The organism is uncultured Desulfovibrio sp., assembly GCF_944324505.1.
Classification (GTDB): domain Bacteria; phylum Desulfobacterota; class Desulfovibrionia; order Desulfovibrionales; family Desulfovibrionaceae; genus Desulfovibrio.
Genome location: NZ_CALUWO010000009.1, coordinates 20,546 through 42,516 on the forward strand (window position 1 = coordinate 20,546; position 21,971 = coordinate 42,516).

The following is a 21,971-nucleotide window of genomic DNA, read 5'->3' on the forward strand; positions in this document are numbered from 1 at the left end:
ACCTCTGCTATTTGGTGCCGAAGATGCGGTCGCCCGCATCCCCAAGACCGGGAATGATATAGCCGTTTTCATTCAGGTGGCTGTCAATGGCCGCCGTGAAGATGTCCACATCGGGATGCGCCTGCTGCACCCGGGCAATGCCTTCCGGCGCGCAGACCAGGTTGAGGCTGCACATCTGGCGGCAGCCCCGCTTCTTGAGCAGGTCGATGGTGGCAATGAGCGAGCCGCCCGTTGCCAGCATGGGGTCAAGAATGATGGCAAAGCGATGCTCCAGATTGCGGGCCGTCTTGACGTAGTATTCCACCGGCTCCAGGGTCTCCTCGTTGCGATACAGCCCCACCACGCTGATCTTGGCGCCCGGAATCATGTCCAGCACCCCGTCCATGAGGCCGAGACCGGCCCGCAGAATGGGCACCACCGTCACCTTCTTGCCGGAAATGACATCCACCTCCACCGGGCCGGCCCAGCCCTGCACCGTGCGCTTTTCCGTTTTGAAATGCTTGGTGGCCTCGTAGCTCAGCAGCCTGGCCAGTTCGTTGGCAATGGTGCGAAATTCGCGCGTACCTGTGGAGTCCATACGCAGAATCCCCAGCTTATGCCGCACCAGCGGATGATCAACCACATGGACAGCCATGACAACCTCCTTGATAACCCCTTGAAATATAAATATAATATACTCCTTTTACAATATACGGCCCCGCTGTGTCTGTCAAGGCAAGGCCGTATTTACATGCGGAAACTTTTGTCGTAGAGCAAAGCCACGCCGTTTTGCCCCCTCGTTTGCCGGTTTCTACGATGTTGCGTATACACGGGGCCGGCAGGTCCCGTATTTTCGTCTATCCCGAACGTCCTATGCCCACCTTCCTTGCCATTGACCAGTTTCTGCGTCTGCGTGATGCCGGCGTCCCGGTTCTGGATGTGCGTTCACCAGGGGAATTTGCCTGTGCCCATATGGCCGGCGCGCAGAACCTGCCCCTGTTCTCCGATGCGGAACGTGCCCAGGTGGGCACCTGCTATGCCCGGCAGGGTCGCACGGAAGCCGTCCTGCTGGCGCTGCGCCTGGTGGGTGATCAGCTGGCCGGCAAGGCCGGGCAGGCGCTGGACCTGTGCCGCTCCTCCGCGCATGCTGCGGCTTCGCCCGCACGGCCGCATGTGCTCCTCTACTGCTGGCGCGGCGGCATGCGCAGCCGCAGCATGGCCTGGCTGCTGGAAAGCTGCGGTCTCACCGTGGCCCTGCTGCACGGCGGCTACAAGAGCTATCGGCGCCACGCGCGCTACGTACTGGGCCTTCCCCGGCCTGTGCTGGTGCTGAGCGGCCTCACCGGCTGCGGCAAGACGGACATGCTGCATGCGCTGGCAGCCCTGGGGGAACAGGTGGTGGACCTGGAGGGACTGGCCTGCCACCGGGGGTCGGCCTTCGGGGCCGTGGGCCTGTCCATCCCCCAGCCCGGCAACGAGGATTTTGAAAACCGCCTTTTTGAGCAGTGGCGCCGGCTGGACCCGCAGCGCCCCGTCTGGCTGGAGGATGAAAGCCGCCGCATCGGCCAGGTGACCCTGTGCGAGGAATTTTTCCATCACATTGACGCCTCCCCCCTGATCATGGTGCATCTGCCCCTGGATGACCGCATACGCCGCCTTGTGCGCATCTACAGCGGCGACGGACACAACCCCGCCGTCCAGGAGGCCCTGTGCGCGGCCCTGCAAAAGCTGCAACGCCGTCTGGGCAGCGAAACCACTGCCCGCTGCTGCGCCGCGGTGCGGGCCGGCCAGCTGGAAGACGCCGTACGGGCCGTGCTGACCTATTATGACAAATGCTATGCCCACCAGCAGCAGCATCGCAGCGGCCCGCTCCTGGCCAGCCTGGACTGCACCACGGACTGCCCGGAGGAAGCCGCCCGCCAGCTGCGCCGGCTGGCCCTGTCCGCTCCCGCTGCCCTGTGAGGTTCCCATGCCCACCGTCATTGCCTCTTCCCTGCGGGACAAGCGCTTGCCCACCCCCTGTCTGCTGCTGGACGAAACCCGCCTGCTGGCCAACTGCGCCAGAGTTTCCGCCCATGTGCGCCGGCAGGGACTGTGCCTGCGGCCGCATCTCAAGACCGTCAAGAATGCGGAGCTGGCCCGCCACTGCATGGCGTCGCCCCATGGACCGGCCACGGTATCCACCCTGGCCGAGGCCGACTATTTTTTCCGTCACGGCATAACGGACCTCTGCTATGCGGTGGGCATGGTTCCGCAAAAGCTGGACAGGGTGCTGGCCCTGCGCCGTCAGGGCGCGGACCTGTCCGTGGTGCTTGATGCCGCAGAAAGCGTGCACCTGCTGGATGCGGCGCTGGCATCCCTGCGAACCAACGACGACAGCCCCCTGCCCGTGCTGCTGGAAATCGACTGCGATGGTCACCGCAGCGGTCTTGCCCCGGAGGGGAGCGAGCTGCCTGCCGCGGCGGAACAGCTGCGGCGCAGCACGGGCCTGTGCCTGCGCGGGGTGCTGACCCATGCCGGGGGCGCCTATGACGCGCCCCATACGGACCGCTGTGCCACGCTGGCCCAGCAGGAGGGGCACGCCGTTGTGCTGGCTGCCCGCCGCCTGCGCGAGGCCGGCCATGCCTGCCCGGTGGTCAGCGCCGGCTCCACGCCCACGGTCCTGCTGGGGCGCTATCCCGCCGGTGTCACCGAAGTCCGGGCCGGCGTCTATCCCTTTATGGATCTGACCATGGCCGGTCTGGGCGTCTGCACCCTGGACGACATTGCCCTGAGCGTCCTGACCACGGTGCTGGGCAGACGCCGCAGTGACGGCAGTCTGGTGGTGGATGCCGGATGGACGGCCCTTTCCGCGGACAGGGGACTGACGCGACAGTGGCCCTTTCAGGGCTACGGTCTGGTCTGCCGTGAGGACGGCACGCTGCTGCCCGGCCTGCGCGTCAGTGAAACCAATCAGGAGCACGGCATCATCAGCTGCGGGCCTGTGGCACCCGCACAGGCCATGCCCGGCCCCGCCGCCTGCCCGGACCTGCCGGTGGGCACGCGCCTGCGCATCCTGCCCAATCATGCCTGCGCCACGGCCGCCTGCCATGCAGGCTATGTGCTGCTGCGGGATGGACGACCGGCGGATTTTCTGACACGCTGCCGCGGCTGGTAAGCCCGCCGGGCCGCAGGAAACGCCTTTTTTCGTGACAGCTGGGCCACGGATGCCTATAGTGAATAAAAGCGTCCGCAGCCCATCTGTCCCGCACTTTCATGCAAGGAGGAACGAACTATGGCTGCCACTGTTTACTTTGCCGACATGCACAGCCGCTCCCACGAGGACAGCAAGCTGGCCAAGCTGGCCCGCCTGTGCGATGCCGTGGGTCTCAAGCGCACGGTCCGCAAGAATGACCTCACGGCCATCAAGCTGCATTTCGGCGAATATGGCAATGATACCCACCTCAACCCCACGCTTGTGCGCCAGGTGGTGGACAAGGTGCTTGCCGCCGGCGGTAAGCCCTTTCTGACCGACACCACCACCCTGTATTCCGGCACGCGCCACAATGCCGTGGACCATCTGCAAACGGCCTACAGCCACGGCTTCACGCCGGCGGTTGTGCATGCTCCCGTGATCATTGCCGACGGTCTCTATGGGGAGAACGATGTGCCGGTGCGCATCAACTGCAAGCACTTCAAGGAAGTGCATATTGCCAGGGAAATCCGCCGGGCGCCCAGCATGGTGGTGCTTTCCCACTTCAAGGGGCACGAAATGGCCGGCTTTGGCGGCGCCATCAAGAATCTGGCCATGGGCGGCGCCTCGGTACGCGGCAAGCGCGATCAGCACGGCACGCACGTTTCCGTGGATCACAATATCTGCGTGGGCTGCGGCAAGTGCGTCCGGAACTGCCCCCAGCATGCCCTGAGCCTGCAGGACAAGAAAAGCCATGTGGATACCTCGCGCTGCATCGGCTGCTTTGAATGTATCACGGTCTGTCCCACCAAGGCCATCAGCATTGACTGGGCCACGGAAATGGAACCCTTTGTGGAGCGCCTGACCGAATACGCCTATGGCACCGTCAAGGGCAGAAAGCACATCTGCTACATCAACTTTGTGATGAATGTCACACCTGACTGTGACTGTGTGGCCTGGAGCGATATGCCCATGGTGCCCGACATCGGCCTGCTGGCCTCCACGGACCCCGTGGCACTGGATCAGGCCTGTTTTGACCTGGTAAACAAGGCGCCCTGCCTTGATCCTGCCCTGAAGGTACAGCCCGGTGACGACAAGTTCACGGCCCGCTGGCCCTATACCCGCGGACATGTGCAGCTGAGCTACGGCGAGCAGATCGGTCTGGGCAGCCGCCAGTACACCCTGGAAAAAATCTAGGCTCCATACTGACAAAAAAATACGCTAACATATTGTCCCGGCAGACTTTTTCCGTCTGCCGGGACATGTGTTATGAACATTCGTCATTTTTGTTTCGCATTGCGTTGACCAGCCGTTTGTGACAATATGCTTGAAGTAGAGACTCCTCCCTTCCCTGCACGCCACTGGAGGGCTTATGTCAAGCCATGTCATGCTGCTGGTTCTCGGAGCCGCCCTTCTGCACGCCACCTGGAACATCATTGTCAAGGGTGGCGACAACAAGCTCTTTGAATCCGCCATGAATGCTCTGGGCGGCGGACTGGGAGCACTGCTCATCCTGCCCTTTCTGCCGCCGCTGCCTGCTGCCTGCTGGCCCTACCTGCTGCTTTCCTGCTGCTGCCACCTGACCTACTACATCTGCATTTCCGCCGCGTATGACGAGGTGGACCTCACCCTCGGCTACACCATCATGCGCGGCTGTGCGCCTCTGCTCACCTCCCTTGTCATGCTCTGCCTGGGGCAGTCGCTGCCGCCGCTTGCCTGGTGTGGCGTGGCCATACTCTGCGGCGGCATTCTGGTGCTCACGCTGGACAATTTCCGCCGCAGCGCCAGCCTGCACGGTATCCTCGTTTCCCTGCGCACCTCCTTTGTCATCATGGGCTACACCCTGGCCGACGGCTTTGGCGCCACCACGGCCCATGACGGGGTGACCTATGCCTGCTGGATATTCTTTCTCAATATCTTTCCCCTGCACATTTACGTTTTCTGGCGTCACGGGCGGGCCTACCTGCCCTATCTGCGGCGCCGTGCCCTGGTGGGCATTGCCGGCGGCCTGGCCGGACTGGGATCCTACGGCATAGCCATCTGGGCCATGACCATGGCCCCCATCGCCATGGTGGCGGCCCTGCGCGAAACCTCGGTGATTTTCGGCATGCTCATGGCCGTCATCTTTCTTGGTGAACGCCTGACGCTCGTCCGGGGACTTGCCGTACTGCTTGTGTGTTGTGGCACAATGCTTCTCAAGATTGGCTGATCTGCTGAGCACATACATGCTCAACTGGCAGCATTCCTTGACTTTCAAGGATTTTGACTGTACATGGTTATTCGTTCTTTTTTGAACAAGTCATACCAGTGGAGGTACAAATGGGGGAATTCGCCAACAAGAACGAACTGATGAATGAAGTTCGTGAAGAACTTGCCAAGACCCTTGGCCCCACCGAAGTTCTGGCTCTCGCCCTTGGTGCCATTGTGGGCTGGGGCTGCTTCATGCTGCCCGGCATCACCTTTCTGCCCAATGCGGGACCCATCGGCACCGTCATCGCCTTTTTCGTCGGCGCACTGTTCCAGTGCGTCGTGGCGCTGACCTACAGCTTTCTTATCAAACCCTATCCTGTGGCCGGTGGCGCCTTTGCCTACGCCTATGCCGGCTTCGGCTCCAAGGGCGCCTTCATCTGCGGCTGGGCACTGGTGCTGAGCTATATCTGCGTCATTGCCGCCAATGCCACGGCCATCATCCTGCTGGTCCGCTTTCTCTTCGGATCAAGCATACAGTTCGGCTACCTGTATACCGTGCTTGACTGGGACATCTACCTCAGCGAGGTAGGCTACATCACCGTCATTCTCATCGGCTTCGGCTACATGAACTTCCGTGGCGTGGACGCCGCCAGCACCATCCAGGTATTTCTGGCCTTTGCCCTGACCATCGGCGTGCTGGTGTTGGCAGGCGGCACGGCTGCCGCCGATACGGCCAGCATCGAAAACCTCAAGCCGTTCTTTGCGGAAAACCGTTCGCCCATTGCCTGTGTCATGATGGTCCTGGCCCTGACGCCATGGCTGTTCGTGGGCTTTGACACCATCCCGCAGACAGCGGAAGAATTTGCTTTTTCGCCCAGTAAGGCCCGCGACCTCATGCTGCTGTCCATCATCTGCGGCGCCATCATCTATGCCCTGGTCACCCTGTCCGTGGCCGGTCTCATTCCCTACAAGGAACTGCTGGCCGCCAACCACTCCTGGGCTACCGGCTGGGTGGCCGACCAGGTCTTCGGACGCTGGGGCGGCGTGGCCCTGGCCGTGCCGGTGCTGGCCGGCATCCTTACCGGCATGAACGGCTTTTTCATGGCCACCACCCGCCTGCTCTTCAGCATGGGGCGCAGCAAGTTTTTGCCGAACTTCTTCTCCGAAGTGCACCCCAAGTACAATACGGCCTGGAAGAGCGTGGTCTTCATCACGGTGCTGACGCTCATCGTGCCCTGGTTCGGCCGCCCCGCCCTGGACTGGATCGTGTCCATGTCCTCCATTGGCACGGCCCTGGCCTACCTTTTCACCTGCCTCACCGCGCGCAAGTATCTTGAGGCCCATCCCGAACTGCGCGAATCCACCTGGGGCAAGCCGGTCTGCATCATGGGCGCCATGACCTCCGTCATCTGCATCGGCCTGCTCATGGTGCCCAGCTCCCCCGTTGCCATCAATGTCCCCAACTGGTGCATGCTCTTTGCCTGGGTGACCCTGGGCGCCATTTTCTTCATCGGCAAGCAGCAGGAACTGCTGGCCATCCCGCATTCGACCATGCGCTATCTGCTCTTTGGCAAGGCTGAGCAGGAAGTGCTCTTTGATACCATGGAGGATGATGAGGACATCATGTAGGGTCCGGCCGGCCGTGACCGCCTGCCCCGTCTGCCGCGGGCTTGCCCTGCCGGCAGCTGACCCGCAGCCCTACCCGTTCATGCACAAAACCCACGGCACCCGCCGGCATGCCCCTGCGCTGACTGGACGCGGCTGGTGCCCGTTATCGGAGATATGGAATGCGCCTGCTTCTCTCGATTATTCTGGCCTTTCTCCTGACCATTGTTCAGGTATATATCGGTCTTGAAACCTTTTTTCCGTCTGTCTTTCAGGAAAAGACCCGTGTTGTGGATGAGCTGATTGCGGACAAGAAACCCATCATCAACAAGCTGACCCCCGAAGAACAGGCCTGGATCACCAGCCACGGTCCGGTTTCCGTTGGGGTTGACCCCTATTTCTACCCCATCGAAACCTTTGATGGCCGCGGGCAGTATTCCGGCCTTGGCGGGGACTACATGCGGCTGCTGCATCACCTGACCGGTATCACCTTCGTGCCCCTGCGCCTCAGCGACTGGGCACAGACCGAGCTGCATGCCCAGGCCCGCGTGGTGGATGTGTACATGGCCGCCGCCCAGACGGCCCGGCGCAGCGAATACATGCTCTTTACCGAGCCGTATATCAACGAACCCGGCGTCATCATGGCCCGGCGCGATTCCGGCTTCATGGACATCAGCATGGCCGACCTGCACGACAAGCGGGTAGCCGTGGTGGCCGCCTATGCCTGGCATGACTTCTTGCTGGAACATCACCCCGAAGTGGTGGTCTGCCCCTACCCCACCACCGTGGATGCCCTCAAGGCCGTGGTCAATGGCGAGGCTGACGCCATCGTGGACTATGAATTCAACCTGAAGGAAAAGATTCATACGGCCGGCATCCTGCAAATCGAGGCCGTGGGCAGCGTGGAATCCAGCTACGGGCATGCCATTGCCGTGCGCAAGGACTGGCCCGTTCTCTTCAATATTCTGAAGAAGGCCATGGATACCATCGAACCGGAAGAACGCCAGGCCCTTGCCAACTACTGGATGAATACGGAAAGCGACATCAGCGCGCCTGACACACATCTGCAGTGGCTGTTCTTCTTCTTTACGGAAATCATCCTGCTGGGCTTTGCCTTCCATACCTGGTGGCGTATCTCCGTCATGAAGGCCACCCGTGCCGCCATTCAGGACATCCGGGAAACCAATCGCGCCCGGGCCGCCAGAGAACAGCAGCAGGCCTCCTGATCTCCTCTCACACGCCATACTGGCAGGAAGCGGCACGGTATCCCCTACCGTGCCGCTTCTGTCGTCAGGGGCAGTCCCTGCGGCCATGCCGCGCGGCACGCTTGCAAAGCCCATAGCCTGCCTTGCCTCGTCTGCCGGACTTGCCGGGCAGATGGCGCGGTCTGGCCCATGCGCCATGCGGCAACGACGGCAAAGCCGCCGCCGGCCCCACCCGTAAAAAAAGGGGGAACCGGATGTCCGGTCCCCCCTGCATCACCAGCCAGAGGTCACCCTCTGCTGTACGCTTTTTTACCAGTGATGAGAACGGCGTTCCTGGCTGTTACCAACAATGCCGCCGGCCAGCGCACCCACACCGGCGCCGGCCAGTGCGCCCCAGCCGGCGGAGCCGCCGGAAATGGCCGCCACACCGGCGCCGCCAAGCGCACCAAGGGCCGCACCGCTGGCCACACCCTGCTGGGTACGGCTCATATTGGTGCAGCCAAAGCCACCAACACACATGACGACGAGCAGGGCGCCCGCAAACAGCTTTTTCATAAAAAAGACTCCTCGTATGGCCTGGCTACTTTGCAGCAGCGGAGGCCAGTGTCGGCTTGATAAACACAATCCAGATGGCCGTCATGACCGGCGTATCCAGCTTGTCGGGATTGGCAGCATACCAGGCATCAATCTTTTCGATGATCTGGCGGCGGCTCACATCCTTCATGGCGGTCATCCAACCCTTTTCAAAGGGCGAGAGGTTGGAAGCCGGGGCCTTTCCTTCCTTGGCAGCCTTTTCGGCGGCCTTGCTGTTCACAAAGTATTCCACCGTAATGGCCGATTCCACGCCAAAAAGAAATGCGGCCTTGTTGTCCGGGCTGGTCGCCTGCCACACCGTACCCGTGAACTGGTCCACGGGATTGCTCCGTGGTGCGGCCTGCGTGGAAGCCCCCATTGCCAACGTAAGCATCAATGCCAGCGCAGCGATGGTTTTCTTCACGTCAAGACTCCTCTTGGTCTGGAGGCTGCGCGGGAACATCCCGCCCTCCGCCTTCTGCACATGCCAAAGCGGGAGGTACCTCTTACGCCGCTATAGCCTACATCCCGTCATCTTGGCAAGTATGCCGCTGGGCGTGGGCCGGGCACGCCACCAGACAGCAGGCTGGCCTCATGCGCCCTGCGCCGGGTTCCTTCGCAGCCGCGGGCATATGCCGGCCCGTCCAAAGGCATTGCGGATGCCCTGCGCCCCCGTGGCATATGCCTTTCCCGCACAGTGGCCTGCGCCGCAAAAAAAAACGGGAGAGCCGCCATGCAGCAGCTCCCCCGTGTGACATCGGCATGCAGCGCGATCTAGTCTTTAGTAGCCGCGCTGGCCATCTGGAAAAAGCGGTCAAAGAGGTAACGCCCATCATGGGGGCCGGCGGCGGCCTCGGGATGGTACTGCACGCTCATGACCGGCAGCGTCTTGTGGCGCATGCCTTCCAGGGTCTGGTCGTTGAGGTTGATATGGGTCACTTCCACATCCTCCACGCCATCAAGCACCACATGGAAGCCATGGTTCTGCGAGGAGATTTCGATGCGTCCGGTGGTCAGGTCCTTGACGGGATGGTTGCAGCCATGATGCCCGAACTTGAGTTTGGCCGTGGTTCCCCCCAGGGCATGACCGAGCAGCTGGTGCCCGAGGCAGATGCCGGTAACGGGAAATTCCTGCACAAGCCCGCGAATGATCTCGATTTCGCCTTGCAGAGTTGCCGGGTCGCCGGGGCCGTTGGACAGAAAGATGGCCCGGGCGCCGCTGGCTTTGGCCTGCTCCACCGTAAAGGTGGGCGGCACGGCCACCACCTCAAAACCGGCCTGCGCCAGCAGGCGCAGAATGTTCCATTTCACGCCAAAGTCATAGACCAGCAGCGGAATGCCCGTCCCTTTCCAGGCATAGGCCCCGCGACTGTTGAAGGAAACCTCTTCCGTATGGTCACCATTCAGGACATAGGGCTTTCTGGCGCAGACATAGGGCACAAGGTTCTGCCCTTCCATGCTGGGCAGCGCCCGGGCCTTGGCCTGCAACGAGACCGGATCAAGGTCCCGGGTGGAAATGATGCCCCGCATGGCCCCGTTGATGCGCAGGTGCCGGGTCAGCGCGCGGGTATCGATGCCTTCCAGACCGGGCACGCCCCATTGCTTGAGAAAGGCCGGCAGCGACTTGGTGGCACGCCAGTTGGAAGGCTGCTTGCAGCATTCCTTGACCAGCAGCGCGCGCAAATGGATGCGCGGGGACTCCATGTCCTGCGGATTGATGCCATAATTGCCGATGAGCGGATAGGTCATGCAGACCATCTGCCCGTAGTAGGACGGGTCGGTGAGAACTTCCTGATAGCCGGTCATGCCGGTATTGAAAATCACTTCACCGCCGGTTTCAAACTCGCCGGTAAAGGACTTGCCTTCCAGGCAGAAGCCGTCTTCGAGCACAAGTAACGCTTTCATCTCTTACCTCCGCACTTCGCGGGCGTAGTATTCCTGCAGGCTTTCCACGTGCATGCCATCGCTCTTCTTGCCAATGGCAATGGCCGTGGCCTTGGCGCCGGCCACCGTGGTGCAGTACGGCACCCCATAGGTCACCGCCGCATGGCGGATGGACTTGGAATCGCGGGCCGTGTTCTTGCCCGAGGCGGTATTGACCACCAGGGCAATCTCATGATTGACGATACGATCCACGATGTGCGGCCGTCCTTCATAGACCTTGCGCACCTCTTCCACCTCCAGCCCGTGTTCGCGCAGCAGCTTGGCCGTGCCGCGCGTGGCCAGCAGGTGGAAGCCCAGCTCCGCAAACATGGCCGCCACCTCGGGCAGCAGGGGCTTGTCGCGATCATTGACCGACAGGAAGACGTTGCCGCTCTGCGGCAGGGACTGGCCCGCGCCAAGCTGGCTTTTCATGAAGGCATCGGGGAAGTTGGTGCCCATGCCCATGACCTCGCCGGTGGAGTGCATTTCAGGGCCGAGGATGATGTCCACGCCGGGGAAGCGCTGGAAGGGCAGCACCGCTTCCTTGACGCAGGTAAAGCCGCCGCGCAGCATGCTCCAGGGGTCCAGTTCCTCCAGGGTCTTGCCCAGCATGATCTGCGTGGCCAGATAGGGCAGCGGCACGCCGGTGGCCTTGGACACAAAGGGCGCCGTGCGCGAGGCGCGGGGGTTCACTTCCAGGATGTAGACATCATCGCCCTTGACGGCAAACTGGATGTTCATGAGGCCCACCACCTTGAGTTCGCGGGCCAGGGCCTCGGCCTGCGCAGCAATGAGGGCCACATGATCATAGGACAGGGAGAAGGGCGGCAGCACGCAGGCCGAGTCGCCCGAATGGATGCCCGCCTCCTCGATGTGCTCCATGATGCCGGCCACATAAACGTCGCTGCCGTCGGACAGGGCGTCCACATCCACTTCCACGGCATGTTCCAGGAACTTGTCGATGAGGATGGGATGTTCCGGCTTTTCGGGCACCTGCTCCGCAAAGTATTCGCTCAGCTCTTCCTTGTCATAGACCACGGCCATGGCACGGCCGCCCAGCACGTAGCTGGGGCGCACCACCACGGGATAGGTGATGCGTTCGGCCACGGCCAGGGCGTCTTCCAGGCTCATGGCCGTGCCGTTGTCCGGCTGGAGCAGCCCCAGCTTTTCGATGAGGGCCTGGAAGCGCTCCCGGTCCTCGGCGCGGTCGATGGCATCCGGGGACGTGCCAAGAATGGGCACCCCGGCACGCATGAGCGGCACGGCCAGATTGAGCGGCGTCTGCCCGCCGAACTGCACGATGACGCCCTCGGGCTTTTCCTTTTCGATGATGTTCATCACATCTTCAAAGGTCAGCGGCTCGAAATAGAGCCGGTCCGAGGTGTCATAGTCCGTGGACACGGTTTCGGGATTGGAATTGACCATGATGGCCATGACGCCGGCGTCACGCAGGGCAAAGGAGGCATGGCAGCAGCAGTAGTCGAATTCGATGCCCTGACCGATGCGGTTGGGGCCGCCGCCCAGAATGACCACCTTGCGGCAGTCGCGGCTTTCCACTTCCTGTCCGCGCTCGTAGGTGGAGTAGTAATAGGGGGTATAGGCTTCGAATTCCGCCGCGCAGGTATCCACCAGATAGAAGGTGGGGATGATGCCCAGCTCCTTGCGCAGGCGGCGGATGTCCGTTTCCGGGCGTTTCCACATTTCGGCCAGCTGACGGTCGGAAAAGCCGTATTCCTTGGCTTCGCGCAGCAGCGGGGCCAGATCGGCATTGGCCGGGGTCATGTCATTGGCCAGGCCAAAGTCGCGGATGCGGTTTTCCATGTCCACGATGTCGCGCAGCTGGCGCAGGAACCAGGGGTCGATGGACGACGCCTCGTAGATTTCTTCCTCGCTGATGCCGGCCAGCATGGCGCGGCGCAGATCAAAGATGCGGCGCGAATGGGGCGTGCGCAGCCCCTGCAGAATGGTTTCACGATCCGGCAGCTCGGCACGGAAATTGAAGCCCAGACCGGACGCGCCGATTTCCATGGAGCGCAGGCCCTTCTGCAGCGCTTCCTTGAAGGTGCGGCCAATGCTCATGGCCTCGCCCACGCTCTTCATGGACGTGGTCAGCTCATCCTTGGCACCGGGGAACTTTTCAAAGGTAAAGCGCGGAATCTTGACCACGCAGTAGTCGATGGCCGGCTCGAAGCTGGCCGCCGTCTCGCGGGTAATGTCGTTGCGCAGTTCATCCAGGGTGTAGCCCACGGCCAGCTTGGCCGCGATCTTGGCAATGGGAAAGCCCGTGGCCTTGGACGCCAGCGCCGACGAGCGGGACACGCGGGGGTTCATCTCGATGACCACCATGTCGCCATTGCGGGGATTGATGCCGAACTGCACGTTGCTGCCGCCGGTTTCCACCCCGATTTCGCGCATGATGGCCAGGGAGGCATCGCGCATCTTCTGGTATTCCACATCGGTGAGGGTCTGTGCCGGCGCCACGGTGATGGAGTCTCCCGTATGCACCCCCATGGCATCGAAATTTTCAATGGAGCAGACAATGACGCAATTGTCCTTCTTGTCGCGCACCACTTCCATTTCGAATTCCTTCCAGCCCAGCACGCTCTGCTCGATCATGACTTCCGAGGTGGGGCTGGCCGCCAGACCGCGGGCAGCCACCTCTTCCAGATCGGACATATTGTAGGCCACGCCACCGCCGGTGCCGCCCAGGGTGAAGGCCGGCCGTACAATGAGGGGGAAGGGCAGGATGTCCCCCAGGCGGCGGACATCATCCATATTGCGGGCAATGCCGCTGGCCGGCACGGTAAGGCCGATGTTTTCCATGGCCTGGCGGAACTGTTCGCGGCTTTCGGCCTTTTCGATGACTTCGGCATTGGCGCCGATGAGTTCCACCCCGTATTCCGCCAAAATGCCGCTCCGGGCAAGGCCGAGAGCGGCGTTGAGGGCCGTCTGTCCGCCAAGGGTGGGCAGGAGGGCATCGGGGCGTTCCTTGCGGATGATGGCCGCAAGCGTGTTGCGCTCAATGGGTTCCACGTAGGTGGCATCGGCCATGTGGGGGTCGGTCATGATGGTGGCAGGATTGGAGTTCACCAGCACGACCTGATACCCCTCTTCCTTCAGGGCCTTGACTGCCTGCGAGCCGGAATAGTCAAACTCGCACCCCTGGCCGATGATGATCGGCCCGGCCCCTATAACCATAATCTTGTGTAAATCCGTGCGTTTGGGCATGGGATATTCCTGTGGTTTGGAAGTATCGCAGGGTGCGGCCCTGCCCCTTGGAAAGCCTTGCGCCGCCCCACTGGCCCCTTGCGCAAGTGTCATCCGGTCAAAACGATTTCTTCTATCCGCTGCCTGCCCGTCCGTCAAGCGGAGATGTGCCGCACGGCAGTTCTCCTGCCGGAACGGGCCGGCCTTCTCCCAGTCTACCCGCTTTTGCCGTTCATGGCGATGCCTCTGCCGGGACTTGCCAAAAAAATGCTTTGGGGCGATACTGAATGCCCAAATTTTCTAGCGAGGCTGCCCATGAGCAACAAAATCAAAAAAGTGGTGCTCGCCTATTCCGGCGGGCTGGATACTTCCGTTATCCTCAAATGGCTTATTGAAACCTACCACTGCGAGGTTATCACCTGCACGGCCAATCTCGGCCAGCCCGAAGACCTGAGCGGCGTGGAAGCCAAGGCCTACAAGACCGGCGCCAGCAAGGCCTATGTGGTGGACCTGCGCGAGGAAATGGCGGCCAACTACGTCTTTCCCATGATGCGCGGCGCGGCCCGCTACGAAAACCGCTACATGCTGGGCACCTCCATTGCCCGCCCCTGCATCACCAAGGCCCTCATCGACATTGCCCGCAAGGAAGGTGCCGACGCCATTTCCCACGGCGCCACCGGCAAGGGCAATGACCAGGTGCGCTTTGAATTCTCGGCCAAGGCCCTGGCCCCGGACATCAAGGTCATTGCGCCCTGGCGCGAATGGGACCTCATGTCCCGCACGGCGCTCAACGCCTTTGCCGAAAAGCACGGCATTCCCATTTCCTCCGCTGCCAAGCGCTACAGCATGGATGCCAACATGCTGCACACCAGCTTCGAAGGCAGCGAACTGGAAAATCCGGCCAATGCCCCGCACGAATCCTGCCATGAACGCTGCGTTCCCGTGGAGCTGGCCCCCAATGAGCCGGAAATCATCGAAGTGGGCTTCGAGGCCGGCAATCCCGTGTCCGTCAACGGCGAAAAGCTCTCGCCGTACAATGTCATCCGCGTGCTGGCCGAAAAGGCGGGCAAGCACGGCATCGGCCGGGACGACATGGTGGAAAACCGCTACGTGGGCATGAAGTGCCGCGGCGTGTACGAAAATCCCGCCGGCACCCTGCTGTTTGCCCTGCACCGCGACCTGGAAGGCATCTGCATGGACCGCGAGCTGCTGGCCATCCGTGACCAGCTGTCCGTGCCCTTCTCCCACGCCATCTACAACGGCTACTGGTTCTCCCCCGAACGCGAAGCCATGCAGGCCTTCTTCGACAAGTCGCAGGAAACCGTCACCGGTACGGTGAAGGCCAAGCTCTACAAGGGCGGCGTGTGGCCCCTGTGCCGCACCTCTCCCTACTCGCTCTTCTCCGAAGACCTGGCCACCTTCGAGGGCGGCAACTACGATCACAAGGATGCCGCCGGCTTCATCCGCCTCAACAGCCTGCGCCTCGGCATGTATGCCGCCATCAAGGCCAAGATGGGCAAGTAGCCCCGTTCTGTCTCCCTGTGCGGGCGGCTTCGGCCGCCCGCCTTCCTTCACCCTTTTTCCCGTGAGCCGAACATGAGCACCAACCAGAGCTGGGGCGGCCGCTTTGCCGAAGGCCCCAGAGAGGCCGTGGCCGCCTATACCGATTCTCAGACCTATGACCGCGCTCTCTATGCGCAGGACATCCGCGCCTCGCAGGCCCATGCCCACATGCTGGGCCGCCAGGGGGTCATCACCCCGCAGGAAGCCCAGATACTGGTGGACGGGCTGGATGCCGTGAAAAAGGAAATAGAAGACGGCTCCTTTGTCTGGAAACCCGCGCTGGAAGATGTGCACATGAATATCGAAGCCCGCCTTACCGAAATTGTGGGAGATACGGGCAAGAAGCTGCATACCGGCCGCAGCCGCAATGACCAGGTGGGCCTGACCTTCCGCCTTTTTGTCAATGACCGTCTGGCCGCCTGGCAGAAGGCCGCCGAACATCTGGTGGCAACGCTGGTGCGCCGTGCCGACGGGCACCAGGCCGATATTCTGCCCGGCTGCACCCATCTGCAACCGGCCCAGCCCGTGAGCCTGGCCCATCACCTGCTGGCCTATGCCTGGATGTTCGCCCGCGATGTGGACCGGCTTGACGACGTGCGCAAACGGGTGCGCATCTCGCCCCTGGGCTGCGCTGCCCTGGCCGGCACCACCTATCCCCTCGACCCGCAGAGCGTGGCCCAGGAAGTGGGCTTTGAACGCATCTACGGCAATTCCATGGACGGCGTTTCCGACAGGGATTTCGTGCTGGAATCGCTCTTTGCCGCCTCCTGCATCATGGCTCATCTGTCGCGCCTGTGTGAGGAAATCATCCTCTGGGCCAATCCGTCCTTTGGTTTCGTGAGCCTGTCCGACGGCTATTCCACCGGCTCCTCCATCATGCCGCAGAAGAAAAATCCCGATGTGGCCGAACTCATGCGTGGCAAGACCGGCCGCGTCTATGGCGCGCTCATGGCCATGCTCACCGTTGTCAAGGGCCTGCCCCTGACCTACAACCGGGACCTGCAGGAAGACAAGGAAGGGTTCCTGGATACGGACCGCACGGTGGAATCCTCCCTTGCCCTCATGGCCGGCATGCTTGACGAAACCACCTTCCGCACCGATCGCATGCGCGCTGCCTGCGCCCGGGGCTTCCTCAATGCCACGGAACTGGCCGACTATCTGGTGGGCAAGGGCCTGCCCTTCCGCGAGGCCCACCATGTGACCGGCCATGCCGTAGCCCTGGCCGAAAAGGAAGGCAAGGGCCTGGAAGACCTGTCCCTGGAACAGCTGCGCGCCCTTGACGCGCGCATCGGGGAAGACGTCTACGCCGTTCTGGATTATGACGCCGCCGTGCGCCGCCGCGAGACGCCGGCGGGAACCGGCCCCCGCTCCGTGGCCCGGCAGCTGGAGCAGCTGCGCCAGTGGCTGAAGGACCGGGAGTAGCCTTTGCCCTTTCGTGCTGGAGGACCCATGCGCAACATCCTTTTTCTTCTGGCAGCCCTGCTGCTCACTGCCGGCCTTTCCGCCTGTGACGGTACCGAAACCCTGCCCCCGGAACTGGAAAAGGAGATGGCCCGGCGGGAACAGCTTGTCCAGGCCTTTGTGCAGGATACACGGGGCGATCCCCTGTCGCAGGAACTGGCGGCCATTGTGCTGACCAGAGACGCCCCCGCCCACAAGGACGAGCGCCGCAAGCTGCTGGTGCGCGACGCCCTGAAGAAGGACCGCTTTGACGCAGCCTGCGCCGCGGCGCTGGCCGTGGAAAATCCCGCCCTGCGCGATGCCAGCCTGGTAACCATCTGCCACGAGGCCAGCCAGGACAAGGAAACCCTGCCCTGGGCGGCTCTGGCCGCCAGCAGGATCAGCGATGCGGAACTAGCCGCCAAAATGCGGGAGCATACCGCCCTGCGTTACGAGGAAGCGCGCTAGCGCCTGACGCAGGAGGCCCTTTCGAAAAGGGGAACCGGCGTTTCCTGCCGGCGGGCCACACGGACTCGTGCCTTCTCCTGCCCGGAACGCCCGTTTTCACGGGATATGCGGGACGGCACGCGCCGGAGACGTACTGTCGCGAACCGATACCGCCAGCGCCGGACATGCCCGGTACCGTGCGGAAGCATCCTGCGCATGCCCGGTGCGGCACCATCGCGTGAACAGGCCCTGGCCTGCATGCCGGCATGTTTCCCTCGTGCTTTTCCGGCCATTCCCGCCGGCAGGGCCTTTCCTGCGGGAAAGGCCCGTTTCGTCGTTCATGCGCGTGGCGGTGCCGGCGTTCCGTCTGGCGGTGGTCCCCCCTCCTCCCGGACTAGCGCGAACGGTCCGCAGCTGTTATGCTTCCTGGGCGGGCCGTGTCGCCCGCCCCTGCCGCAGCATGCGTTGGTGCCGCCGCACCGGCATGGAGGCTGTTTTTTGTATGCAAAGCTCTCTGCGAGGTCCCATGACAACACAGCTTCACGAGACGTTGGACATGTCCGCCCCGTCCGCCTGGCCCCAGTGGCTGGATGCGGCCCGCGTACCGGATCAGGCCGTTGCCGCTGCCTATGAGGCCATTCCCGCCAGCGGACGCGCCATGATCAAGACCGGACTGGCCCTGGCCCGGCAGTATTACGGCCTCCCCGTGCAGCAGGAGGAACGGCACTGGCGGGACTCGCTGAGCGGTTTCTGGCTGGAAATGTCCCGCCAGCCCGCCCCCTGGGCCATTGTGGCCTTTACGCCGGCCTATGCGGCAGCGGCCCGTCTTGCGGCGGCCTGCATGCCTGCCCTGCTGGCGCAGGTTCCCCTGCTGGCCGCGGTCTGTGTCGGCTCGGCCGCGCCATCGCCCCAGGCCCTGCTGGCCCTGGAACTCTGCGGCGTGGAAGATATCTTTCAGCTGGAGGAAGCTGCCCTCTGCCGCCTGATGGAAGAAATCCCCACCGGACCGGGGCGTCTGGTGCTGCTGCACAAGGGCGAGCTGGACATGATCGGCCAGAGCGCGCGCAGCCAGCAGATTCCCCTGTTTGAGGAAACCGTGGCCCCGGCCCTGGCCCTGCCCCATCCGGAATGTTTCGACATGGATGCTCTGGTTCTCGCCCATGGCGAGGGCTGCATCAAGCGCGCCCGCACGGCGGCCCTAGCCGAGGTCCCCGCCGCCATCTATACCACGCCCGAGGCCGCCCGCGCCCACTGCCGCCTGACCGAAAAGCGCCCCTTCAGTCATGTGGCCCCCCTGGCCCTGACGCCGGGCTGCGAGGGCTTCTGGCTGCACTTCGGGCTGACGCCGGCCTTCTTCAGCCTGCGCTGCGGCGCCTTCGGCCTGCTCTAGCCCGTGGAGACCCCGCGCATGAAAGATATCCGCAATATCGGCATCATTGCCCACATTGATGCGGGCAAGACCACCCTTTCGGAACGCATGCTCTTCTACAGCCACAAGATTCACCGGCTGGGCGAGGTCCACGAGGGCACGGCCACCATGGATTATCTGCCCGAGGAGCAGGAGCGCGGCATTACCATCACCTCGGCCTGTACCTCCTGCCAGTGGAACGGCCACACCATCAATCTCATCGATACGCCCGGCCATGTGGATTTCACCATCGAGGTGGAACGCTGCCTGCGCGTGCTGGACGGCGCCGTGGGGGTGTTCTGCGCTGTGGCCGGTGTGGAGCCGCAGTCCGAAACGGTCTGGCGCCAGTCGGAACATTTCGGGGTCCCCAAGCTGGCCTTCATCAACAAGATAGACCGGCTGGGCGCGGACTTCGAGGCCGTTCTGGACGCCATGCGCCAGCGCCTGGGCGCCAACCCCCTGCCGCTGACCGTGCCCCTGGGACAGGGCGAAGCCTTCCGGGGGCTGGTGGACCTGCTGCACGAAGAAGCGCTCACCTTTGCGCAGGAAGACCAGGGGCGCACCATCACCCGCCTTCCCGTGGCGGACGCCGGCGAGGAGGCCCTGGCCCTGTGCGGGCGCTGGCGGGAATTCCTGCTGGAAAAGCTGGCCGAGGCTGACGATGCCTTTCTGGAGTGTTACCTGGGGGGACAGCCCACGGTGGACGAGGCCATGCAGGCCCTGCGCCGTGCCACCCTGGCACGTGCCGTTACGCCGGTTTTCTGCGGGTCGGCCCTGCGCAACAGCGGTGTGCAGCCCCTGCTGGACGGGGTATGCGCCCTGCTGCCGTCGCCGCAGGATGTTCCCGCTCCCCTGGGTCGGAATGCCGACGGCAAGGACGTTCCCATCCCGGCCGATGCGGCGGCGCCGCTGGCTGCCCTGGTGTTCAAGGTCCTCATGGAAAACGGCCGCAAGCTCTGCTTCCTGCGCCTCTATGCCGGAACCCTGCACGAGGGCGACAGCCTGTGCAATGTCAATGCAGGGTGCGAAGACCGGGTGGGACGCATCTACCGCATGCACGCCGATCGCCGCGAACAGCTGGAAAGCGCCTGTGCCGGCGATATCGTCAGCGTTATCGGCCTGCGTTCGGCCCATACGGGCGAAACCTTCACGTCCCGCCAGCGCCGGATCAGGCTGGAAACCATACACAATTCCGCACCGGTCATTACCCTGGCCCTGGAGCCGCGCAATGCCGACGAGGGCAAGCTGCTGGACGAGGCCCTGGAACGCTATGCCGCCGAAGACCCCACCCTCCTGGTGAAGCAGGACGAGGAATCCGGCTGCCGCATGGTGTCCGGCATGGGAGAGCTGCATCTGGATGTGCTGCTGGAGCGCATGCGCCGCGAATACGGCATCAGTCCCCGGGCGGGACATCCGCAGGTCATCCTGCGCGAGACCATACGCCGGCAGGGACAGGCCGATGTGTGCTTTGAACGGGACCTGGGCAAGGAACATCATCAGGGACATGTGCGCCTCAGCGTCTCGCCGCGCCAGCGTGGAGCGGGCAACCTGGTTCGCGTGGGCGACTTTCTGCCGCAGGATCATCAGGAAGCGGCCCGCCTGCTGCCCCGCGTTCTGCTGGAAGCGGCCCTTTCCGGAGTGAACGATGCCCTGCAAAGTGGCGAGCGCACCGGCTATCCGCTGGAAGATGTGGAGGTCTGCCTTGATCTGGTGGAGCGGACCGAAGGGCTGACCACCGTACCCGGTACCCACATGGCCGCCGGCCAGGCCCTGCGCGAGGCCGTGGCCGCTGCCTCACCCGTGACGCTTGAACCCATCATGAAGGTGGAAATCAGCGTGCCCGACGACTTCCTGGGGGCAGCCATCAGCCTGCTGGGCACCTGTGGCGGCAAGGTGGACGATCTGCGCGACCAGGCCGGACGCAAGGTGATTCAGGCCACGGCCCCCCTGCGCAAGCTCTTCGGCTTTTCCACCCAGCTGCGCTCGGCAACCCAGGGACGTGCCGGCCTCATGCTGTCCTTTGACCGCTTTGACCTGCCCTAAGCATCCGCCGGTGGCCTCACTGTCATGAACGCGCATACCCCCCGCCCGGCTGCCAAGAAAAGTCTGGGACAGCACTTTCTGAAGCACGAGCACATCTGCCGGCGCATTGCCGAGCTGGTGCTGCCGCAGCCCCAGGACCGGCTGCTGGAAATCGGCCCCGGCCCCGGCGCCCTGACCCGGGCGCTGGAAGAGCAGCCGCACAGCCGCCTGCTGCTGCTGGAAAAGGACCGCTACTGGGCCGTGGAGCGGCAGCGCCTGGCCGGTCCGCATACGCAAGCCGTGCTGATGGATGCCCTCCGCTTTCCGTGGTTTCGCATTTCACCAGCCAATCCGTGGAAGATTGCCGGCAATCTGCCCTATAATGTTGCCTCTCCCATGCTCTGGGACATGGTGGCGCAGGCCCGGGGCATGGTGCGCGGTGTCTTCATGGTGCAGAAGGAGGTAGGCCAGCGCCTGGCTGCACAGCCTGGTTCGGGACAGTACGGGGCGCTTTCCGTGTGGGTGCAGAGTTTTGTGCAGCCGCGTCTGGAATTTGTGGTGGGGCCGGGGGCCTTCAGCCCGCCTCCCAAGGTGGATTCGGCCGTGCTTTCCTTTATGCCCCAGGACGACGCAGCGCGGCCCGTTCACACGGCACATCTGTCCCGCCTGCTCAAGCTGTGCTTTCAGCAGCGCCGCAAGCAGCTGGGCGGCATTGTTCGCCGCTGCGGCCAGCCGGCGCTGGAAGCAGCCCTGGAAGACAGCGGCATCGGCCCGTCCCTGCGGCCGGAACAGCTTGCCGTGACTGATTTTCACCGCCTGGCCAGTCTGTGGGCCTGCCAGGAACAGCCCCGAATGTGACAAGCGCGCCACACCTGTTTCCCCACCCTGTACCCGGAAAAGGCACGGGATTCCAGGGGGAAGGCGTGCGCGCCGGGAGGAAGAAGAGATGACAAAAGCCGAATTTGTGGAAACCATTGCCGTTCGCGCCAATCTTACCAAGGCTGCCGCGGAACGCGTGCTCAATGCCTTTTTGCACACTGTGCAGGAAAGCCTTGTGGAAGAATCGCACCTTACGCTCACCGGCTTCGGTACCTTCAGCATTGAAAACCGCAAGGCCCGTCAGGGGCGCAATCCGCAGACCGGCCAGCCGCTGGTCATTCCGGCCGGCAAGCAGATACGCCTGACGGCCGGCAAGCTGCTCCGGGAAAGCCTGCGCAGCAGGAACGACGCCTAGACA

The 21,971-nt window shown here is 63.1% G+C and carries 18 protein-coding genes; 13 read left to right on the forward strand and 5 right to left on the reverse strand.

Going from position 1 to position 21,971, the window contains the following annotated elements:
- Window positions 1-7: 7 nt before the first annotated feature.
- Window positions 8-634 (reverse strand): uracil phosphoribosyltransferase, encoded by a 627-nt coding sequence (gene upp, locus Q0J57_RS09055; RefSeq protein ID WP_297219454.1) that lies wholly within the window; start codon window positions 632-634, stop codon window positions 8-10.
- Window positions 635-852: 218 nt separating this feature from the next.
- Between upp and mnmH the strand changes: the two genes are divergently transcribed.
- The 6 genes from mnmH to Q0J57_RS09085 all read left to right on the forward strand — a co-directional run bounded on the left by mnmH (window position 853) and on the right by Q0J57_RS09085 (window position 8,172).
- The gene (mnmH, locus tag Q0J57_RS09060) at window positions 853-1,941 is read left to right on the forward strand and encodes a tRNA 2-selenouridine(34) synthase MnmH (protein WP_297219456.1); all 1,089 of its coding nucleotides are present in this window, start codon (window positions 853-855) and stop codon (window positions 1,939-1,941) included.
- Between the two features lie 7 nt (window positions 1,942-1,948).
- Complete coding sequence (locus tag Q0J57_RS09065; RefSeq protein ID WP_297219458.1) at window positions 1,949-3,136, forward strand: alanine racemase; 1,188 nt, start codon at window positions 1,949-1,951, stop codon at window positions 3,134-3,136.
- Between the two features lie 117 nt (window positions 3,137-3,253).
- Window positions 3,254-4,348: a DUF362 domain-containing protein gene (locus Q0J57_RS09070; protein WP_297219460.1), complete on the forward strand. Its 1,095-nt coding sequence runs from the start codon at window positions 3,254-3,256 to the stop codon at window positions 4,346-4,348.
- Between the two features lie 175 nt (window positions 4,349-4,523).
- A complete protein-coding gene (locus tag Q0J57_RS09075) occupies window positions 4,524-5,360 on the forward strand; it encodes an EamA family transporter (RefSeq protein WP_297219462.1) in 837 nt (278 codons plus the stop codon).
- A 110-nt stretch (window positions 5,361-5,470) separates the two neighbouring features.
- Window positions 5,471-6,970, forward strand: a complete 1,500-nt coding sequence (locus Q0J57_RS09080; RefSeq protein WP_297219465.1) for an APC family permease — start codon at window positions 5,471-5,473, stop codon at window positions 6,968-6,970.
- A gap of 158 nt (window positions 6,971-7,128) precedes the next feature.
- The gene (locus tag Q0J57_RS09085) at window positions 7,129-8,172 is read left to right on the forward strand and encodes a transporter substrate-binding domain-containing protein (RefSeq protein WP_297219467.1); all 1,044 of its coding nucleotides are present in this window, start codon (window positions 7,129-7,131) and stop codon (window positions 8,170-8,172) included.
- A gap of 288 nt (window positions 8,173-8,460) precedes the next feature.
- On the opposite strand, the gene Q0J57_RS09090 is transcribed toward Q0J57_RS09085, so the two are convergent.
- From Q0J57_RS09090 to carB, 4 genes are all read right to left on the reverse strand, one after another.
- On the reverse strand, window positions 8,461-8,706 hold the full coding sequence (locus tag Q0J57_RS09090) for a glycine zipper domain-containing protein (protein WP_297219469.1): 246 nt from the start codon (window positions 8,704-8,706) through the stop codon (window positions 8,461-8,463).
- 25 nt (window positions 8,707-8,731) lie between these two features.
- Window positions 8,732-9,148 carry a hypothetical protein gene (locus Q0J57_RS09095; RefSeq protein WP_297219471.1) on the reverse strand — a complete coding sequence of 139 codons (417 nt, stop codon included), beginning with the start codon at window positions 9,146-9,148 and terminating at the stop codon, window positions 8,732-8,734.
- A gap of 350 nt (window positions 9,149-9,498) precedes the next feature.
- Complete coding sequence (gene carA / locus Q0J57_RS09100) at window positions 9,499-10,629, reverse strand: glutamine-hydrolyzing carbamoyl-phosphate synthase small subunit (RefSeq protein ID WP_297219473.1); 1,131 nt, start codon at window positions 10,627-10,629, stop codon at window positions 9,499-9,501.
- Window positions 10,630-10,632: 3 nt separating this feature from the next.
- A complete protein-coding gene (carB, locus tag Q0J57_RS09105; RefSeq protein ID WP_297219475.1) occupies window positions 10,633-13,875 on the reverse strand; it encodes a carbamoyl-phosphate synthase large subunit in 3,243 nt (1,080 codons plus the stop codon).
- Between the two features lie 294 nt (window positions 13,876-14,169).
- Between carB and Q0J57_RS09110 the strand changes: the two genes are divergently transcribed.
- The 7 genes from Q0J57_RS09110 to Q0J57_RS09140 all read left to right on the forward strand — a co-directional run bounded on the left by Q0J57_RS09110 (window position 14,170) and on the right by Q0J57_RS09140 (window position 21,968).
- Complete coding sequence (locus Q0J57_RS09110; RefSeq protein WP_297219477.1) at window positions 14,170-15,378, forward strand: argininosuccinate synthase; 1,209 nt, start codon at window positions 14,170-14,172, stop codon at window positions 15,376-15,378.
- A 72-nt stretch (window positions 15,379-15,450) separates the two neighbouring features.
- Window positions 15,451-16,839, forward strand: coding sequence for an argininosuccinate lyase (gene argH / locus Q0J57_RS09115; RefSeq protein WP_297219479.1), 1,389 nt, complete (start codon window positions 15,451-15,453; stop codon window positions 16,837-16,839).
- A 27-nt stretch (window positions 16,840-16,866) separates the two neighbouring features.
- Window positions 16,867-17,325 carry a hypothetical protein gene (locus tag Q0J57_RS09120; protein ID WP_297219481.1) on the forward strand — a complete coding sequence of 153 codons (459 nt, stop codon included), beginning with the start codon at window positions 16,867-16,869 and terminating at the stop codon, window positions 17,323-17,325.
- 505 nt (window positions 17,326-17,830) lie between these two features.
- Entirely contained in the window at window positions 17,831-18,694 is an 864-nt protein-coding gene (locus tag Q0J57_RS09125) for a hypothetical protein (protein ID WP_297219483.1), read from the forward strand.
- 18 nt (window positions 18,695-18,712) lie between these two features.
- Entirely contained in the window at window positions 18,713-20,755 is a 2,043-nt protein-coding gene (gene fusA / locus Q0J57_RS09130) for an elongation factor G (RefSeq protein WP_297219485.1), read from the forward strand.
- Window positions 20,756-20,779: 24 nt separating this feature from the next.
- Complete coding sequence (gene rsmA, locus Q0J57_RS09135; RefSeq protein WP_297219487.1) at window positions 20,780-21,592, forward strand: 16S rRNA (adenine(1518)-N(6)/adenine(1519)-N(6))-dimethyltransferase RsmA; 813 nt, start codon at window positions 20,780-20,782, stop codon at window positions 21,590-21,592.
- An 88-nt stretch (window positions 21,593-21,680) separates the two neighbouring features.
- Complete coding sequence (locus tag Q0J57_RS09140) at window positions 21,681-21,968, forward strand: HU family DNA-binding protein (RefSeq protein WP_297219490.1); 288 nt, start codon at window positions 21,681-21,683, stop codon at window positions 21,966-21,968.
- The last annotated feature ends 3 nt before the right edge of the window (window positions 21,969-21,971 follow it).

What these genes read in the sequence shown, in the direction of transcription:
- upp (WP_297219454.1), bottom strand. Translation starts at nt 634, where the DNA reads ATGGCTGTCCATGTGGTTGATCATCCGCTGGTGCGGCATAAGCTGGGG.
- mnmH (WP_297219456.1), top strand. Translation starts at nt 853, where the DNA reads ATGCCCACCTTCCTTGCCATTGACCAGTTTCTGCGTCTGCGTGATGCC.
- Q0J57_RS09065 (WP_297219458.1), top strand. Translation starts at nt 1,949, where the DNA reads ATGCCCACCGTCATTGCCTCTTCCCTGCGGGACAAGCGCTTGCCCACC.
- Q0J57_RS09070 (WP_297219460.1), top strand. Translation starts at nt 3,254, where the DNA reads ATGGCTGCCACTGTTTACTTTGCCGACATGCACAGCCGCTCCCACGAG.
- Q0J57_RS09075 (WP_297219462.1), top strand. Translation starts at nt 4,524, where the DNA reads ATGTCAAGCCATGTCATGCTGCTGGTTCTCGGAGCCGCCCTTCTGCAC.
- Q0J57_RS09080 (WP_297219465.1), top strand. Translation starts at nt 5,471, where the DNA reads ATGGGGGAATTCGCCAACAAGAACGAACTGATGAATGAAGTTCGTGAA.
- Q0J57_RS09085 (WP_297219467.1), top strand. Translation starts at nt 7,129, where the DNA reads ATGCGCCTGCTTCTCTCGATTATTCTGGCCTTTCTCCTGACCATTGTT.
- Q0J57_RS09090 (WP_297219469.1), bottom strand. Translation starts at nt 8,706, where the DNA reads ATGAAAAAGCTGTTTGCGGGCGCCCTGCTCGTCGTCATGTGTGTTGGT.
- carA (WP_297219473.1), bottom strand. Translation starts at nt 10,629, where the DNA reads ATGAAAGCGTTACTTGTGCTCGAAGACGGCTTCTGCCTGGAAGGCAAG.
- carB (WP_297219475.1), bottom strand. Translation starts at nt 13,875, where the DNA reads ATGCCCAAACGCACGGATTTACACAAGATTATGGTTATAGGGGCCGGG.
- Q0J57_RS09110 (WP_297219477.1), top strand. Translation starts at nt 14,170, where the DNA reads ATGAGCAACAAAATCAAAAAAGTGGTGCTCGCCTATTCCGGCGGGCTG.
- argH (WP_297219479.1), top strand. Translation starts at nt 15,451, where the DNA reads ATGAGCACCAACCAGAGCTGGGGCGGCCGCTTTGCCGAAGGCCCCAGA.
- Q0J57_RS09120 (WP_297219481.1), top strand. Translation starts at nt 16,867, where the DNA reads ATGCGCAACATCCTTTTTCTTCTGGCAGCCCTGCTGCTCACTGCCGGC.
- Q0J57_RS09125 (WP_297219483.1), top strand. Translation starts at nt 17,831, where the DNA reads ATGACAACACAGCTTCACGAGACGTTGGACATGTCCGCCCCGTCCGCC.
- fusA (WP_297219485.1), top strand. Translation starts at nt 18,713, where the DNA reads ATGAAAGATATCCGCAATATCGGCATCATTGCCCACATTGATGCGGGC.
- rsmA (WP_297219487.1), top strand. Translation starts at nt 20,780, where the DNA reads ATGAACGCGCATACCCCCCGCCCGGCTGCCAAGAAAAGTCTGGGACAG.
- Q0J57_RS09140 (WP_297219490.1), top strand. Translation starts at nt 21,681, where the DNA reads ATGACAAAAGCCGAATTTGTGGAAACCATTGCCGTTCGCGCCAATCTT.